Raw genomic sequence first — 15789 nt, forward strand, 5'->3', positions numbered from 1 at the left:
GCTAACAGAGGGGATCTAATGATGGACATGCTCACGCTTTCCAAACGCCGATACACCGCCAAACTCTTCGATGCTTCACGCAAGATTCCCAAAACCACCCTGGAGCCCTTGCTGGAACAACTGCGCAACAGTCCCTCGTCGGTCAACTCGCAACCCTGGCACTTTGTGATCGCTGAAAGTGAGCACGCTAAGGCGCGCATTGCCCACAGTGTGGAAGGTGCCTTTGGCTTCAACCAGGCAAAAATCCTCGACGCCTCCCATGTGCTGGTGCTGTGTACCCGTACCCAGATGTCCGAGGAGTACCTGCAGGCCTTGCTCAGTCAAGAGGCCAGCGATGGACGCTTTCACGACGCGCAAGCCAAGGCAGGCCAGGACCGAGGACGACGCAACTTTGTCAACCTGCATCGCTACGACCTCAAGGACGTCCAGCACTGGATGGAAAAACAAACGTATCTGGCCCTGGGTACCCTGTTACTGGGGGCTGCGGCACTGGACCTTGATGCAACACCCATGGAAGGTTTCGACAGCAAGGTGCTGGATACCGAACTGGGCCTGCGCGAACGCGGGTTTACCAGCACAGTCGTGGTGAGCCTGGGTTATCGCAGCAACGAAGACTTCAACGCGCGCCTGTCAAAGTCCCGGTTGCCTGCCCAGGTTCTGTTCGATTTTATCTGATCGCCGTGACAATCAGCGCGCTTGCGCGGGGCCCGGCAGCCCCGCGCAAAGTGCTAGGCGCCGTTGGTAAAAATGCCGAGCTGCCTGGCCATGAACAGCTCATTGCGCTCGACGATTTCCTCGACCACCTTGCCTTGGGCATTGAAGCGAAAATAGGTCAGCGCGCTCCAGGCCAAGTCCTTGCCGCTCACATCAAAGCCATGCCAGGTGTTCGAGCCCTTGGCGTGATGCATCAGCGCTACCACCACCACATCGCCGGCCACGACCTCTTTCTGGAAGGTGGTCACGATCGAGTCGTAGCGCTCGGTGACGTTCAGGCGCAAGGCCTGTTTGAAAGGTTCGACACCGATGATAGGCGCCGGGCAATCGGGGCGATGAACCACCACATCATCGGCAAAAAACTGCGCGACACGCTCAACATCCTTCCCATCGACGCAATACTTGAAGTACTTCTTCACTGTATCCAGATTCTTGCTCATTTCGACTCCGATCAAGTTTTTCCCTGCACCCAACGGCTAGACTGCCTGGGGCAAAAAAAGGTTAACCGGCACCACACACCCGAAAAACTCTGTAGATGGAAAACACACTTGCGCGCAGCGGAGCAATGCTGATGGATCGCTGGACCGAATATGAGTTGTTTGTAAAGGTCGTGGAACTGGGCAGCGTGACCAAGGCCGCCGACGCCCTGGACCTGTCCAGTGCCGCCGCCAGCCGGCACCTGGCGGCCTTGGAGAATCGCCTAGGCGTGCGGCTGATAGAACGCAGTACCCGGCGCTTGTTCGTCACCGAAGTCGGCCAGGCGTTCTATACCCAGTCCAAGGCGGCCCTCACGGCGATGCAAGGTGCGACCGAGGCGGTCAGCGCAAGCAAAAACCATCCGGCCGGGGTGTTGCGCGTGACCGCGTCCTTGTCCCTGTGCCTGCAACACATCCTGCCGCTGGTGCCCAGGTTCAAGGCGCAATATCCGGATGTGCGCCTGGATATCGTGGCCGAGAACCGCTACCACGACATCATCGACGACAACATCGACGTCGCCCTGCGCACCCGTGACAGCGAGCCCGACTCCAGCCTGGTGATCCGCCGCCTGACCGACACCCGTCGCCTGCTGGCCGCAGCGCCAGACTACCTCGAGCGCTGCGGCCACCCGGAACACCCACAGGCCCTGGCTGACCACCCACTGTTGCTCTACACCTATGCCAGCGATCCCTACGAGCTGACTTTCCAGCGCAACGACCAGACCATCACCGTACCCGTCACTCCTGCGCTGGAGTCCAACGACGGTTATCTGTTGCGCTCCTTGGCGCTGCAAGGCCTGGGCATCCTCGCACAGCCTACCTACGTGATACACGACGATATCGTCGCCGGGCGCCTGGTGCCGGTCTTGTGCGACTGGCACCTGCCCCGCCTGGAAATCAACCTGGTCTATCCCTCACGACGCCACCTGCCGGCCAAGACCCGAGTGTTTATCGACTTTATCGTCAAGCATTTCCAGCACCTGGACTGAGCAATCAGTGCTGGATCACCGCCTTGAGCACCGTCTTGAAGGTCTCCAACTGCTCATCGCTGAATTGGCTGAAGACCTGGTCCTGCTGCTCGCGGGCGATGGTCCACAGCGACTCGGTTTCGTCGATGCCCTTGGGGGTGAGTTTGACCCGCTCCTGATCGTCGCGTACCAAAGCCTTGCGCTTGAGGTTGTTCACCGCCTCTTCGATCTCGCGTGCCGGCATTGCCACTTCGCGCTGCAATTGGGCCAGGCTCAGGCCAGCGTCGTTCTCCAGCACCATCAGCATCCGCGCCTCACTGGTGCGCAGGCCGGTGCTCAGTTGGCGCGGTTGGTAGCTGGCCTGATAGGCCCGCAGTGCCTGGGTCATCAGGTAGTAAAGGTTATGGCTCAGGCGGCCCTGGAAATGACTGCTCGGTGCCTGGCCTTCCTCGCGCTTGGTCATGCGGGTGTGCGGCAGCACCATGGAATAGGCGCCCTGGTGATACAGCAGGGGCGAGCGACCACAGTCGTCGAACGCGACCACTTTGCCAATCATGATCCAGTGGTCACCCCCGTCTACCTGCTGGTACTTCTCACACTCAAAGCGTGCCGAGCAGTCAGCCAGAATCGGCGCGCCGCCCTCGCCGGCCTGGTACTCGACTTCGGCAAAGCGATCCTCCTTGGGCCGGGCGAAGTTGTTGGACAAGTCGATCTGATCGGCGGCCAGCACGTTCACCGCAAAGTGGCTGGCAGTCTCGAACACTTCGTGGCTGGTCGAGCGTTTATCGATGCTCCACAGGATCAGCGGCGGGTCCAGGGACACCGAGTTGAAGCTGTTGGCGGTCACACCGACTTTGCGCCCGCTGGCATCAGCCGCCGTAACCACCGTGACACCGGTGGCGAAATTGCCCAGGGCGCGGCGAAACGCGCGGGTATCGAATGCGCTGCTTGGATTTTCAATAGACATGCAAGACTCCCGGGCAGGCCGATGGCCCTGCCCTGATTGTTCTTATAGGTAAAGAGTGGTCGGTCAGACCATTGTCGGGTCCGGCTCCAGGCCCATCAGTTCACGCCCCAGGATCTGTGCGCAAACGTCGTAGTCGGTATAGGCATGCGCCCCGGTGAGATGAGCGTCGCGGAACAACCGTTGCAACTCGTTGGATTCAAACCAGGCGCCACCGCCTGCCGCCTCCATCAACCGGTCCACCGCCTGGATGCACATTTTGGTGGCGTAGCCCTGGTTGGTCCGCCAGAACGCCAGGGTGCCGCGACTCGGGTACTCGTGGCGTTCGCTGTGCTCGGCGATCTCCTCCCAGCTCTTTTCCAGCAACGCCCGGGCAGCGGCCACCTGGTGGGTAGACTCGGCCAGGCGCATCAGTGCAGGGGTCGCTGCGCCGACCGCCGCACCCGTGTAGGCACGCACACGGTTTTTGGTTTTTTCGCGGAACACCTCGAGCATGCGCTCGGCGATCCCCAGGCTGACGGTAGAGAAGCCGCTGGCAAAATACGGACGGTACGGGGCGAAGAAAATCCTGCTGTCGGGGTACAGGCCAAAGCCGGCCGACTGGCCTTCCATCATGTCCCTGGCCTTCTGGATACGGTGCTCGGGGACGAAGGCCTGGTCGACGATCAAGGTCTTGCTGCCGCTGCCACGCATGCCCACGGCAAACCAGTCGTCACGAATCGTGTAGTCACTGCGCGGCAGCACGGCGAAGCAATAATCCTGGGTGCCTTGGGCATTTTTGCGACGAAAGCCCATGATCGCCCACTCGGCATGGTCACACCCCGAACTCCAGCCCATCTCGCCGCTGAAGGTCACGCCACCTTGCACTTCTTCGGTACGACCGAACGGCGCGATACTGCTGCTGGCGGTTGCGTCGGGGTCTGTGCCCCAGACCTCGTCCTGCAACTTTGCCGCAAACATTGCCATCTGATGGCTGTGAGTACACAGCAAGCTCATCGCCCACGCGGTGCTCGCGCAAGCGCCGGCCAACAGCGCGATGCACTGGGCAAACTGCGGCAGTGAAATTTCCATGCCACCGTATTTTTTTGGCAAAAACGCGCGATGCATGCCGATCCCCTTGAGCAACGCGATGTTCTCGGCAGGCACGCTCCGATCATGCTCGGCGGTGAAGGCATTGGCAGCAATGGTGGGCAAGACCGACTTGAGGTCTTCCAACAGAGGATTTGGCTTTTTCATGGGTGCTCTCTTTATTATTGGATATGCCCATTCCTGGCCAGCCTGCACCCCGCTCACGGGACAGGAGGCTTAAAACAACCGGGAACGTTCGTAACGACGCGACCAGTATGTGGCGCTTGGTCGCAGCGCAAAATGCACGTTCCGGATGGAAGATTGTACTTTTCATGGCCGTCATGAAAGGTCACTGGATAAGCAGACACCTGTGAAATATGACAGTAGACGTTTAAGGCACACCAGCCTTAGCTTGGCATCGACAGTTACTTAAAAGATTGGGTGCTGAGATGAACCACAAACAACTTTATGAATTCAGAGATATGGACGGTGCTGGCAACCCTGAAGTTGTAATGTCTCGCTATGACGAAGGCAATTATAACTCGGATGCCCCCAATGCCCGCGTAGTGATCTATTCGAGTAATGACAACTGGAAGTACGACGCGGTTGGCGGGACCAATGATGCAGATGGCGACGGAAAACATGACGACGAGGATAGAAGCTATTACATAAATGCCGCCAATTTTGTAACGCAGATGGTCACATTGAGCCCATTCCATGAGGGCAAGCGACTGTTTGACCGTATCTTGATTGCCTTTGATGCCAGTAACGTAAAAGATGTCAACATCATGCACTTTAATAAAGGCAACCGAGACCTTACCCGGCCTGACTTTACGGTGACCGCGGCAAATCCAGATCAATATTGGAGTTACCGCAGCATTATCGCCACAAGTCGAAAAGATGCCGACGGCGATGGAGATATCGATCTGGACGATGATCTGATTTACCGCCGGCTAGCGACATCCTTCGCGTCAATGCGAAATTTGAAACCGTAGTTATTGTAGGAGCTGGCTTGCCGGCGAAAAAAACCAGGCACCGCATTCATCCTGGTGCCCAGTGATATCGTTGACGACCATCGCCGGCAAGCCAGCTCCTACAGCTTAGCGATAGCGCTCAAGCCAATGCGCGTAAGGCGCCGGCAGGGTCCAGGAGGCCTTGTCCACCCCCAGTTCCTTGGCGGCAAAGTACGCCCAGTGTGGGTCGGCCAGGTGCGCACGGCCCACGGAGACCAGGTCCAGATGTCCAGCCTGTAGCGCTCCTTCGGCCAACTGCGGCGTACCAAAACCCCACGCCGAGGTGACCGGCAGACCGGCTTCGCGGCGCACGCGCTCGGCGATTGGGCCCATGAACGCCGGGCCCCAGGGGATATTGGTGTCGGGGATGGTGAAGCCAACGCTGACGCTCAACAGATCCAGGCCGCCATCTTTGAAACGACGGGCCAATTGAATGGATTCTTCCAGGGTCTGTTCGTCGCGCCCGTCATATTCGATAACCCCGAAACGCGCGGTCAACGGCAGGTTTTCCGGCCAGACTGCACGCACGGCCGCCAGGGTTTCCAGCATGAAGCGGCTGCGGTTGTCGAGGCTGCCGCCGTAGGCATCGGTGCGCTGGTTGGAGTGCTCGGAAAAGAAGCTCTGGCCCAGGTAACCGTGGGCGAAATGCAGTTCGATCCACTCAAAGCCAGCGTCACGGGCACGGCGTGCGGCATCGACGAAGTCTTGCTGTACCCGGGCGATGTCTTCCAGGGTCATGGCCTGGGGGACTTTCGGCAGGTTGGCACCAAACGCGATGGCCGAAGGTGCCAGGGTTTGCCAGCCACGGGCGTCGTCTGCGGGGATATGGTCGTCACCTTCCCATGGGCGATTGGCGCTGGCCTTGCGCCCGGCGTGGGCGATCTGGATGCCGGGCACCGAGCCTGCCGCCTTGATCGCTTGCACCATGGGCACAAAGGCTTGGGCATGGGCATCGCTCCAGATCCCCGCGCAACCTGGAGTGATCCGACCTTCAGGGGCCACGGCGGTCGCCTCGACCACCACCAGGCCGGCGCCGCCCCGGGCCAAACCGGCAAGGTGGACGTGATGCCAGTCGTTGACCAGGCCGTCTTCGGCCATGTATTGGCACATTGGCGGAATGGCGATGCGATTGCGCAACGTAACGTCTTTGAGCGTGAAGGGTTCGAATAATGCAGACATGAAAAACTCCTGAAACGAGGGTAACGTTTGATTCGATAGTTCGATCTTAATCGAACTATGGTAATCAATGCCAGCCCTGTTATCATTCGCTTCATGCGAGCCTTTAAACACCCCTCCCCCGAAGACCTGACCCTTGAACGCCTGCTCTACGCGTTGAGTGACCCTGTGCGCCTGGACATCGTGCGCTGCCTGGCCGGGGTGGAAGAAGCCAGTTGCGGCGAGCTGGACGGCGGGCGGCCGAAGTCCAGCATGTCTCACCACTTCCGGGTTTTGCGTGACGCCGGGCTGGTGCATACGCGTAGCGTGGGCACCACCCATATGAACTCGTTGCGGGCCGATGTGTTGGCTGAGCGATTTCCAGGGTTGCTTGAGAGCATCCTCTCCCAACAATAAGGCCCCGGTGTCAGTAGAAATACGCCAGGCGAAACTGCAGCGAATTATCGATCTTCACCCCTTCGCGCACTGATGTGTCATGCATCAGTTGCCCTAATACCTGTACTTGCTTGCCCAACATCGTGGCCACGGTAAAGCCCAGCGTGCCATTGCTGCGGCTAGTGGCCAGGGTTTGATGGTCCAGCGTCTCGCGTGCGCCCCAATTGTGGCGATAGGACACAGCCGCATATGTCTCGGGGGTGAAGTTGTAGCGCAGGTGGTTGTGCAGTTGCAGCAGCGGGTCCTTCTTGGCATCGGTGGCGCGCTGCTCGCCGTAGAACTCGGTCTCGGCAATCACATCCCAGGTGATTTTGTCGGTCAGCCCCTTGATGTAGCCCACCTGGAAATCCAGGGCCCAACGGTTGCTGCTCAGGGCAAATCCCTGGTTCTTGTCGCTGCCCGTGGGCGCGGTGACAAACGCCGACCAACCCAGATGTTCGTTATTGGCCAGGTCCGCGATGGTCCACACCGTGCCGCCAAACGTGATGTCGCCCAACCCCGAGTTCTTGCTGTCGCTGGCGCCGATCTTCTGGTAGCCGAAGGGAATCACGATCTGCGGGTCCCAGGTCAGGCCGGTGTTGAAGAACTCGGTGAAGTGGATCAGGCGCAACACGCCCACGGTCATGTCCAAGTCAAGGTTGTCGGCGACTTTCTTGCCGCCGGAGTAAACCTTGTCACCCCGCGGGTTCTGCTGGTACAGCACCACCACATCGGTGCCTTGGGGCAAGGCCGTGTAGTCGCCGGGGTCCGGCTTGACGTCGGCGTGGGCCAAGGGAACCAGGCTCAAGAGCAGGGTCAGGATGCTAAGTGTTTTCATGGCAAGTACCGTTATTGTTATTGGAGGCAACACTCGGCCATGGCGCCGCCCAAAGGCGTCGCCTGGCACACATGAGATAAACGGGATCAGTGAGCGGCGCTGAGATCGGCCTGCAGATCCTGGGTACGCTTGACCAGGTATTGGCGCAGCAACTCCATGTCTTCGCGCTGCAAAATGTCGGAGAAGTTCGGCATGCCTTTATTGATCAACGCGCCGCTGACAAAGGCTGGAAATGCCGCATGCTTGTTGTCATCCAGGTAGCGCAGGTCTGGCACCACCCCGCCGCTGATCGCGTTCAGGCCATGGCAGCCGGCGCACAGGCCGTTGAACATGTCACGGGCCTGGGCCAGTTGCGCCGGTGTCGCCGTGAGTACCTGGCGGGTAGTCGGCAGCACTGGCGCGGCCTTGGGCGGTGGCAGCTGGCCTGTGGCACCCAGTTTGAAGGCAATCACCCGCGACTCGGCCCGCACCTTGCCCTTGTTGGTCAGCGGGCCGGTCAACAGCGGCAGGATCCCGCCCCAACCCACGGAAAACGCCACGTACTGCTCGCCGTTGACCGTATAGGTAACCGGCCCCGCCATCACACCGGAGTTGGCCCGGTGCTCCCACAGTGGCTTGCCGGTATCGGCGCGGTAGGCCACCACCCGCCCATCGGCCGTGCCCTGGAACACCAGGTTGCCAGCCGTGGCGAGGGTGCCGCCGTTGCCGGCGCTGACGTAGGGTTGCTTCCAGGCAGCTTCTTGCTTGACCGGATCCCAGGCAATCAGCTCACCGCTCCAGGCATCACGGATCTGGTTGAGGGCTTTCGGGTCTTCCGGCAGGTCCGGCACATCCAGGCCAAAGTTGACCACCGATTTATTCGGCAAGAACTGCGGGGCCTTGGCCGCCTTCAATTCGGCCAGGGTGTACTGCGCCGGAATGTACACGTAGCCGGTCTTCGGACTGTAGGACATGGGGTGCCAATTGTGCCCGCCGAGGAAACTCGGCTGCACCACCTTCGGCTCCTTGGAATAGTCCGCTGCGCCGGTAAGGATCGGCCGCCCGGTTTGCAGGTCGATACCACTGGCCCAATTCACGGGCACGAAGTTCTTCGCCGACAGCAGTTTGCCGTTGGTGCGATCCAGGACATAGAAGAAGCCGTTTTTCGGCGCCTGCATGATCACCTTGCGCACGCTGCCCTCAATCTGGATATCGGCGAGGATCATGTGCTGGGTCGCGGTGAAGTCCCACTGGTCCTGCGGGGTGACCTGATAGTGCCAGACGTACTCGCCGGTATCCGGGCGCAGCGCCAGGATCGACGACACATACAGGTTGTCGCCCTTGCCATTGCTGCGAAACCGATAGTTCCACGGCGAGCCATTGCCAGTCCCCACGTAGAGCAGGTCCAGTTGCGGGTCGTAGGCCATCGAGTCCCAGACTGTGCCACCACCGCCCCACTTGACCCAACCGTCGCCATCCCAGGTGCTCATGGCCTTGGCCATCGCCGCATTTTCCGCTGGCAGCTTGGGGTCGCCCGGCACAGTGTAGAAGCGCCACACTTGCTTGCCGGTATCGGCGTCGTAGGCGGTGACGTAGCCGCGCACACCGAATTCGGCGCCGCCGTTGCCGATCAATACCTTGCCCTTGACGATGCGCGGCGCGCCGGTGATGGAGTAGCTTTTGCTGCGATCGATGATGGTGTCGACGCTCCACGCCGGCTGGCCAGTGCCCGCATCCAGCGCAATCAGGCGCCCATCGAAACTGCCCACATAGACCTTGCCCTGCCACACTGCCACGCCGCGATTGACCGGGCCGCAGCAGCCTTGGCTGAGGTTTTCGGCGGGTACTTTCGGATCGTACTTCCACAGCAACTCGCCGGTGGCGGCATTGATCGCATAAACGATGCTGAAGGCCCCCGTGGTGTACATCACCCCGTCGACCACCAGCGGCGTGGCCTCGGTGCCGCTGTCGATATCCAGCTTGGTGGTCCAGGCCATGCCCAACTGCCCGACATTACCGGCATTCACGCGGTCCAACGGGCTGTAGCGTTGCTCATCGTAGGTGCGGCCGTGGCTCATCCAGTTACCAGGCTCACGGTCGGCGGCGATGATGCGCGGCCCATCGACCTGGGCCGGGCCGGCCAGGGCCAGGGTGGCGAACGCGGTCGCCAGCAAAGGCATGCCTAGGCGCAGGCTGCGTATTTTCATTGTTATTGTTCTCCAACATTAATCGGATCTGGCCACTCTATTAGAGGGCCTGCCACGCCCGCCCACTTGACTGAGGCTGCCAAAGCCCTTGGCATTCCCTGCCAAGGCGCTGCCTATGCCGGCTGCTGGCGAAAGTCCCGGGGCGCATGTTGGAAATGCCGCTTGAACGCCCGACTGAAATGCGCGGCGTCGACAAACCCCCACTTGAAGGCGATCTGGGTGATGGATTCATGTCGCAAATCGCGGGCGCGCAGGTCCTGTGCCACCCGCTCCAGGCGGCGTTGCTGGATGTAGCGCGCAATACTTTCATGGCGCTGCTCGAACAACCGGTAAAGCTGGCGCACCGAGACATTCAGGTGCCGCGCCAGGTATTCGGGGCCAAGGTCGGTCTCTTGCAGGGAGGCTTCCACCAGGCGCGTGGCCAGGCCATAAATATCGTTATGGCCCACGCAGGCAAAGCCCGGCTGGCCCTCGGCGCGCTCGTCCAGGCCGGCAGCCGCCAGGCCGATCAAGGCCTGCTCTACGGCCGAGCCATCGTTCTCGCCGCCATAACCTTCACTCAGTTGCGCGTCCTCCAGGGAGCGCACCAGTGCACGAATCGTATGGGTGGCGACGCTATTGCGCGCCAGCTTGCCAAACAGCCGCTGCTGGCCGAATTGCCGGGCGACCTCGGCGCGCGACAGATGCACCGAGGTATTTTGCACCAGCCCCTGGGGCTCGATCTCGAAGGCCTGGGCCGAGTCCACCAGGGCGATATCGTCCGGCCCCAGATCGATTACCCGGTGCTGCTGGCGGATGCGCTGATGGCCGCTGCCCTGCAGGATCAGAAAACAGTGGCGGTCATCGTCCCCATCGCCGTGGGTGTGCTGGCGGCTGATCAGCCCGGCATTGGTGCGGATATGTGCCAACTCCAGGCCACACACGTCCTGGCCGTGGACGCTGCCAATGAACAGACTGTGTCGATCTGAACGTGCGGTGCTGAAATTGCCGCATACCGCACGCAAGTCACGATTCCAGTTGGCGAACTCAACGCAAGGGTTCAACAAGGCAGGCATACCCCCTCCCACAGACCGTTTATAGTTATATTGTTAACATATTATCTATATGCGGTCAGTGCAAGCAGGGCAAGGGGCTGCTAGTCAGTGCGGCCGGTGATCAACGCACTGATTGCCTGGGCATTCACCGGCACGCTGAGGTAAAAACCCTGCGCCTCATCGCACTGCACATCCTTCAGTGCCTTGAGCTGGTCGATGGTTTCCACGCCTTCGGCGGTCACCGTCAGCGAGAGCGCGCGGCCCAGGCCGACAATCGCCTGGATGATCGATTGATCGCCACCGCTGGCGGTCAGGCCACCAACAAAGCTGCGGTCGATCTTCAGCCCGTCGAAGGGGAATGAACGCAGATAGCTCAACGACGAATAGCCGGTGCCAAAGTCGTCCATCAGCAGGCGCACACCCAGGGCCTTGAGGCCTTGCATGGTGCTCAAGGCGACCTTTTCGTCGTTGAGCATCACACTTTCGGTCAACTCCAACTCCAGTCGCGCCGGGTTCAAGCCCGTCTCCACCAGCACCGCCTTGACTCGCGCCACCAAGTGCCCGCGCTGGAACTCGGTGGAGGACAGGTTGACCGAAATCATCACATCGTCAGGCCAGCCAGCGGCCGCCTGGCAGGCCGCGTGCAGCACCCAGTTGCTCAATGGCAGGATCAGCCCGGTTTCTTCGGCGATAGGAATAAACACATCAGGACCCAGCAGCCCGCGCCGCGGATGCTGCCAGCGCACCAAGGCCTCGGCGCCGGCCAGGCGCTTGCCTTCGATACGGTAGCGCGGCTGGAAATCCAGGCGCAGTTCGCCGTTCTTGATCGCATGGCGCAGATCGGCTTCCAGCTGGCGCCGCTCGATAATGCGTGCGTTCATGTCGCCCGCATAAAAACGCCAGGTATTGCGCCCGCTTTCCTTGGCTTCGTAGAGCGCGATATCGGCGTAGCGCAGCAGCTCTTCGGCCAGGGTCGCATCCGCCGGCGCCATGGCAATGCCGATGCTGGCGCTGATAAACACTTCATGCTCGGTGATATGAAACGGTAGCTCGATACAGTCGATCAGCCGCCGGCAGAGGCCTTCCACCTCCAACTGCGAGCTCATGCCCGCCACCACCAACATAAATTCATCGCCCCCGATGCGCGCCACCAGGTCGTCACCGCGCAGGCAGCCCTGCAAGCGCCGGGACACCTGGTTAAGCACCTCATCGCCAGCGGCGTGGCCCAGCAGGTCATTGACCGGCTTGAAGCGGTCAAGGTCGATACTGAGCATCACCAACGGCCTTTCCAGGGTCGGCACCGCCTTGAGCTTGCCCTCGAGAAATTCCTGCATGCGCGTACGGTTGGCCAGGCCCGTCAAGGCATCGTGTTGCGACAGGTACTCGATACGCCGCCGGGCCTCGACCTCTTCGGTGATGTCACTGGCGGTGCCCCGATAGCCCTGGCCGGGGATCTCGCGCACCGACAACCGGCAGATACGCGGCTCGCCTTCACCCGACAGGTAGTTGCACTGCACGATGGCATTCGGGCGATGGGCGTGGTCCTTGAACCAGCTGGACAACAGGCCCTGATCCGAGGCCAGCAGCTCATCCGCCGCCGTCCCCAGGCAGTTGGCCCCTTTGAGGCCGGTGATCACGTCGAAACGCTCCGACAGGTAGGTAAACCGCAAGTGGGTATCCACTTCCCAGATCCAGTCGGAGGCCGCTTCGGCCACATCGCGAAAGCGCTCCTCGCTGACCACCAGCGCCGCGCGACTGGCTTGCAGGGTGGCGTAGTTACTGTCCATGATCCGCGCGGCGGCGGTGCTGCGGCGCTGGATAACCCAGGCCATCAGGGCGAAGATCAGGCCGGCGAACGTGACCAGCGGCACGACCAGCACCAGCAACTGGTGCCCCGGGTCGTCCGAGGTCCATTGCACAACGCCGGCGTTGTCCCGCAGGCTCAGGCTCGGTGCGCCCGCCGCTACCCTGCCAGCCGGGGCAACCTGCAGACCCTGCACACCAAAGTCCTGGCCCAATGCGGCCAAGCGTTGCGGCGCCAGCTTGGCAATGAAGATCAGCACAGAGGCCGGGCCGCTATCGGCCTTCACGCTCGGATCGGTGCCCGGCGTCAGCGCTGCGGCGGCCAACACCGCAGGTGTCCCGTCGGCCTTTACCAGCCGGGTCACCGATTGGCTGTTGGCGGCAGCCTGCCGGGCCTGGGCCAGCAGGGGCTCGATGGGTATGTGCAGCCAATCCTGCACGGCAACGGCCTGCAACTGGCCGTCAACCACCGAATACACCGTGCGCCCGGCTGGATCGACAACAAACACCCCCTCGAAACCCAGGTCGGCAAACAGCGTCGAACCCAGGTTTTGCCGCCCAAACGCCCAATCCACATCCACCTGCTGATGCAGGTGTGTGTAGGCGTCCCCCCAAAACGCGTAGTCCTTGACCGTAGAGGCGGCGATGCGCTCAACCGACAGCAAGGCGTTTTCGATATCGATCCGGCTGTGCTCGCTGGCATCCTGATTCAGATGATCGGCGATGGACACCAGCAGCACCCCGACCAACAAAAACATGGCCAGTAGCAGCAGTGAACAGGCGAGCAGATAAGCCCGTGCGGTAGAGAGATTGGAAACCTTGCCTTCCAGCGACGACTTGGGGCCAACGTTGAGCTTTTCCATAGCGCTCCAGGCGCCAGGGCGCCCTAACAACCCGCACCGAAAACCACACGACGCACACGCAGGTGCGCGACTGCCTGCCCATAGACGATAGACAACTTTTGCGCTTCGAACAGCCCGATAACCGCCCTATGCGCAATGCACCACATAACGCACGGCAAACCCGCCCAGGCGCTGATCCAATTGCTCGCGCTGGATCGCGCTAAGGTTTGGCACATGAATATCCACGCGCTGCCCGTGGCGCTCGTCACTGTGGGCTTCCACCCGGCTTGCCGCCGCGACCTGCCACACCTCATCTTCGAACACCCGCCGGATCGCATCCAGGCGCAAAGCGGGCTTGAAGGTCTTGCCCACGGCGGTCAGCGGAATCTGCTCCACCAACCAGATGTTCTTGGGCACCGCCGCACGTTCATGAATGTGCTGTGTGGCGTGCTCCAGCAACTGGGCCTCGCTAGCGTGCTCGCCGGCCTTGAGCTGCACATACACCACCGGCAGTTCCCCGGCCCTGATATCCGGCTTGCCGACTGCGGCGGCCAGCGCTACGCACGGATGGCGATGCAGCGCCTCTTCGATCATCTGCGGGTCGATATTATGGCCACCGCGAATAATCAGATCCTTGCTGCGACCGGTCAGCCAGATATAGCCATCGGCATCGATGCGCCCCAGGTCGCCGGTATTGAACCAGTCACCATCCAGCCAGATACCTGTGTTCTTGTCCGCTTGCAGATAGCCCTTGAACACCGTCGGGCCGCGCAGGCACAGGGTCCCCGGCTCATCGGTCGCGGCGTCACGCCAATAATTGCCGGCGCTGTCGAGCACCACGATCTTGACCTGGCAATACGGCAGGCGCAGGCCAATGGAACCGGGCCGGCGCTCGCCCTCATAAGGGTTGCAGGCTGTGGCGCAGGTGCCTTCGGTCAAGCCATAACCTTCGATGATGCGCAGCCCCGTGCGGGCTTCGAACTGGCGGATCAGTTCCACCGGCATTGGCGCTGCACCGCAGAGCGCAAAGCGCAGGCTGGAAACATCGACACCGTCATTTGGGATCTGCAGCAGTGCCGCATAAATGGTGGGCACCCCACTGAAACTGCTGACCCGGTAGCGCTCCACCAGCTTCCAGAAGTCCTTGATCAAGGCCGGGTTACGGTAACCCTGGGGCCCGGCCAGCAACACCTGGGCTCCGTAATGGAATGCGGCGAGACCGGTGACCATCACCCCGTTGACGTGAAACAGCGGTAACCCGCATAGCAGCACGTCGTCCGGTACATAGCGCCCATGCAAGCCAATGATCTTGGCCATCGCCACTTCGTTGAAGTGGCTGTGGGGGGCCAGTTTCGGGGTGCCAGTGGTGCCGCCCGTGTGAAAGTAGGAGGCGATGTCGTCCGGCTGGATAACCCGCCCGCTTTCCAGGTGATCGGCCGGGGCGGCGGCTAGCAGTTCATCGAAGTCCAGGACGCCTGCGGGCATCGGTGGTCGCTGGGCTCTTACAGCGCTGCGTTGCGGCTCCGGCAACAGGTTGGCGAGGTCGACCGTCACAATCGTGGGCATCTGTGGCAAAAAGTCTGCCAGGGCTGCCACTTTCTGCCATAGGTCGGTACCGGGGAACGGTGCCAGTGTGACCAGCACCGAGGTATTGGAAGCACGGATCAGCTCTGCAATGTGCTCAGGCTCAAGCAACGGGTTGATCGCATTGACGATCCCCGCCGCCTCTGCACCCCAAATCACAAAGTGCGTCTGGGGCAGGTTAGGCAGCAGGAAAGATACCGCCTGGCCCGGGCGCAAGCCCAGACGATGCAAGGCGTTGGCGGTTTGTGTGACCTTGGCAAAAAGCTCGGCATAGCTGATGCGCCAGGGCTGATCCTCGATGCTGCCCGTCGGTAGAAAACACAAGGCTGGCAGATCGGCAAAGCGTTCGGCGGCACGCTGCAACAACTCATAGGTACTGCCAGGCAAGTCGCGCTCGGCCAACGGGTATTGTTGCTCGAAGGCTTGGATGTCGCTCAACCGGGCAAGGGAAACAGGACTGTTCATGGGTTTAATGTTCTTCCGTGTTTTTTACAAAGGGCGCCAGGGTCGTGTGCTGGCACTGCTCGGTGAAACGCAGCAGACCCGGATCCAGCAACCCCTTCTGCTCACTGCAAAGTTGCGCTGCCAAATCCAAGGCCCCAGCGTAGACCACGGTTTTGCACAACTCCAGTGGGTCGGCCTCGACATGCACGCCCAACTGCACCAGGCGCCCTACCGCCTGGGCCACGTGGCGATGTAGCCAAAGGTC

Annotated in this window: 14 protein-coding genes; 4 read left to right on the forward strand and 10 right to left on the reverse strand. The window is 61.1% G+C overall.

Annotated elements, in window-relative coordinates; translation table 11 throughout:
* The first annotated feature begins 21 nt into the window (after positions 1–21).
* The gene (nfsB, locus tag ACO77H_RS15845; RefSeq protein ID WP_169953034.1) at positions 22–675 is read left to right on the forward strand and encodes an oxygen-insensitive NAD(P)H nitroreductase; all 654 of its coding nucleotides are present in this window, start codon (positions 22–24) and stop codon (positions 673–675) included.
* A 53-nt stretch (positions 676–728) separates the two neighbouring features.
* On the opposite strand, the gene ACO77H_RS15850 is transcribed toward nfsB, so the two are convergent.
* Entirely contained in the window at positions 729–1154 is a 426-nt protein-coding gene (locus ACO77H_RS15850) for an ester cyclase (protein WP_169953031.1), read from the reverse strand.
* A gap of 131 nt (positions 1155–1285) precedes the next feature.
* Between ACO77H_RS15850 and ACO77H_RS15855 the strand changes: the two genes are divergently transcribed.
* A complete protein-coding gene (locus ACO77H_RS15855) occupies positions 1286–2179 on the forward strand; it encodes a LysR family transcriptional regulator (RefSeq protein WP_169953029.1) in 894 nt (297 codons plus the stop codon).
* A 4-nt stretch (positions 2180–2183) separates the two neighbouring features.
* Here ACO77H_RS15855 and ACO77H_RS15860 read toward each other — a convergent pair whose 3' ends face one another.
* Positions 2184–3125: a p-hydroxyphenylacetate 3-hydroxylase reductase component gene (locus ACO77H_RS15860; RefSeq protein WP_169953026.1), complete on the reverse strand. Its 942-nt coding sequence runs from the start codon at positions 3123–3125 to the stop codon at positions 2184–2186.
* A gap of 63 nt (positions 3126–3188) precedes the next feature.
* Complete coding sequence (locus ACO77H_RS15865; protein WP_172311611.1) at positions 3189–4358, reverse strand: p-hydroxyphenylacetate 3-hydroxylase oxygenase component; 1170 nt, start codon at positions 4356–4358, stop codon at positions 3189–3191.
* A gap of 281 nt (positions 4359–4639) precedes the next feature.
* Here ACO77H_RS15865 and ACO77H_RS15870 point away from each other — a divergent pair, with 281 nt between their 5' ends.
* The gene (locus tag ACO77H_RS15870; RefSeq protein ID WP_432754244.1) at positions 4640–5185 is read left to right on the forward strand and encodes a hypothetical protein; all 546 of its coding nucleotides are present in this window, start codon (positions 4640–4642) and stop codon (positions 5183–5185) included.
* Positions 5186–5290: 105 nt separating this feature from the next.
* Here ACO77H_RS15870 and ACO77H_RS15875 read toward each other — a convergent pair whose 3' ends face one another.
* Entirely contained in the window at positions 5291–6382 is a 1092-nt protein-coding gene (locus tag ACO77H_RS15875; RefSeq protein WP_170057198.1) for an NADH:flavin oxidoreductase/NADH oxidase, read from the reverse strand.
* A 57-nt stretch (positions 6383–6439) separates the two neighbouring features.
* Between ACO77H_RS15875 and ACO77H_RS15880 the strand changes: the two genes are divergently transcribed.
* Complete coding sequence (locus ACO77H_RS15880) at positions 6440–6775, forward strand: ArsR/SmtB family transcription factor (RefSeq protein WP_169953015.1); 336 nt, start codon at positions 6440–6442, stop codon at positions 6773–6775.
* 10 nt (positions 6776–6785) lie between these two features.
* Here the strand turns inward: ACO77H_RS15880 and ACO77H_RS15885 are convergent, their stop codons facing one another.
* From ACO77H_RS15885 to ACO77H_RS15910, 6 genes are all read right to left on the reverse strand, one after another.
* Positions 6786–7631: a transporter gene (locus ACO77H_RS15885; RefSeq protein ID WP_169953013.1), complete on the reverse strand. Its 846-nt coding sequence runs from the start codon at positions 7629–7631 to the stop codon at positions 6786–6788.
* An 86-nt stretch (positions 7632–7717) separates the two neighbouring features.
* Positions 7718–9817: a PQQ-dependent dehydrogenase, methanol/ethanol family gene (locus tag ACO77H_RS15890; RefSeq protein ID WP_432754245.1), complete on the reverse strand. Its 2100-nt coding sequence runs from the start codon at positions 9815–9817 to the stop codon at positions 7718–7720.
* Between the two features lie 113 nt (positions 9818–9930).
* Positions 9931–10872 (reverse strand): transcriptional regulator FeaR, encoded by a 942-nt coding sequence (gene feaR / locus ACO77H_RS15895; protein WP_169953010.1) that lies wholly within the window; start codon positions 10870–10872, stop codon positions 9931–9933.
* Between the two features lie 80 nt (positions 10873–10952).
* The gene (locus tag ACO77H_RS15900) at positions 10953–13517 is read right to left on the reverse strand and encodes a bifunctional diguanylate cyclase/phosphodiesterase (RefSeq protein WP_432754246.1); all 2565 of its coding nucleotides are present in this window, start codon (positions 13515–13517) and stop codon (positions 10953–10955) included.
* A 126-nt stretch (positions 13518–13643) separates the two neighbouring features.
* Positions 13644–15545, reverse strand: coding sequence for an acyl-CoA synthetase (locus tag ACO77H_RS15905; RefSeq protein ID WP_432754247.1), 1902 nt, complete (start codon positions 15543–15545; stop codon positions 13644–13646).
* A gap of 4 nt (positions 15546–15549) precedes the next feature.
* On the reverse strand, positions 15550–15768 hold the full coding sequence (locus ACO77H_RS15910; RefSeq protein WP_262376872.1) for a hypothetical protein: 219 nt from the start codon (positions 15766–15768) through the stop codon (positions 15550–15552).
* Positions 15769–15789 lie beyond the last annotated feature (21 nt).

It is taken from the genome of Pseudomonas sp. WMBT8, assembly GCF_050916005.1.
Lineage (GTDB): Bacteria > Pseudomonadota > Gammaproteobacteria > Pseudomonadales > Pseudomonadaceae > Aquipseudomonas.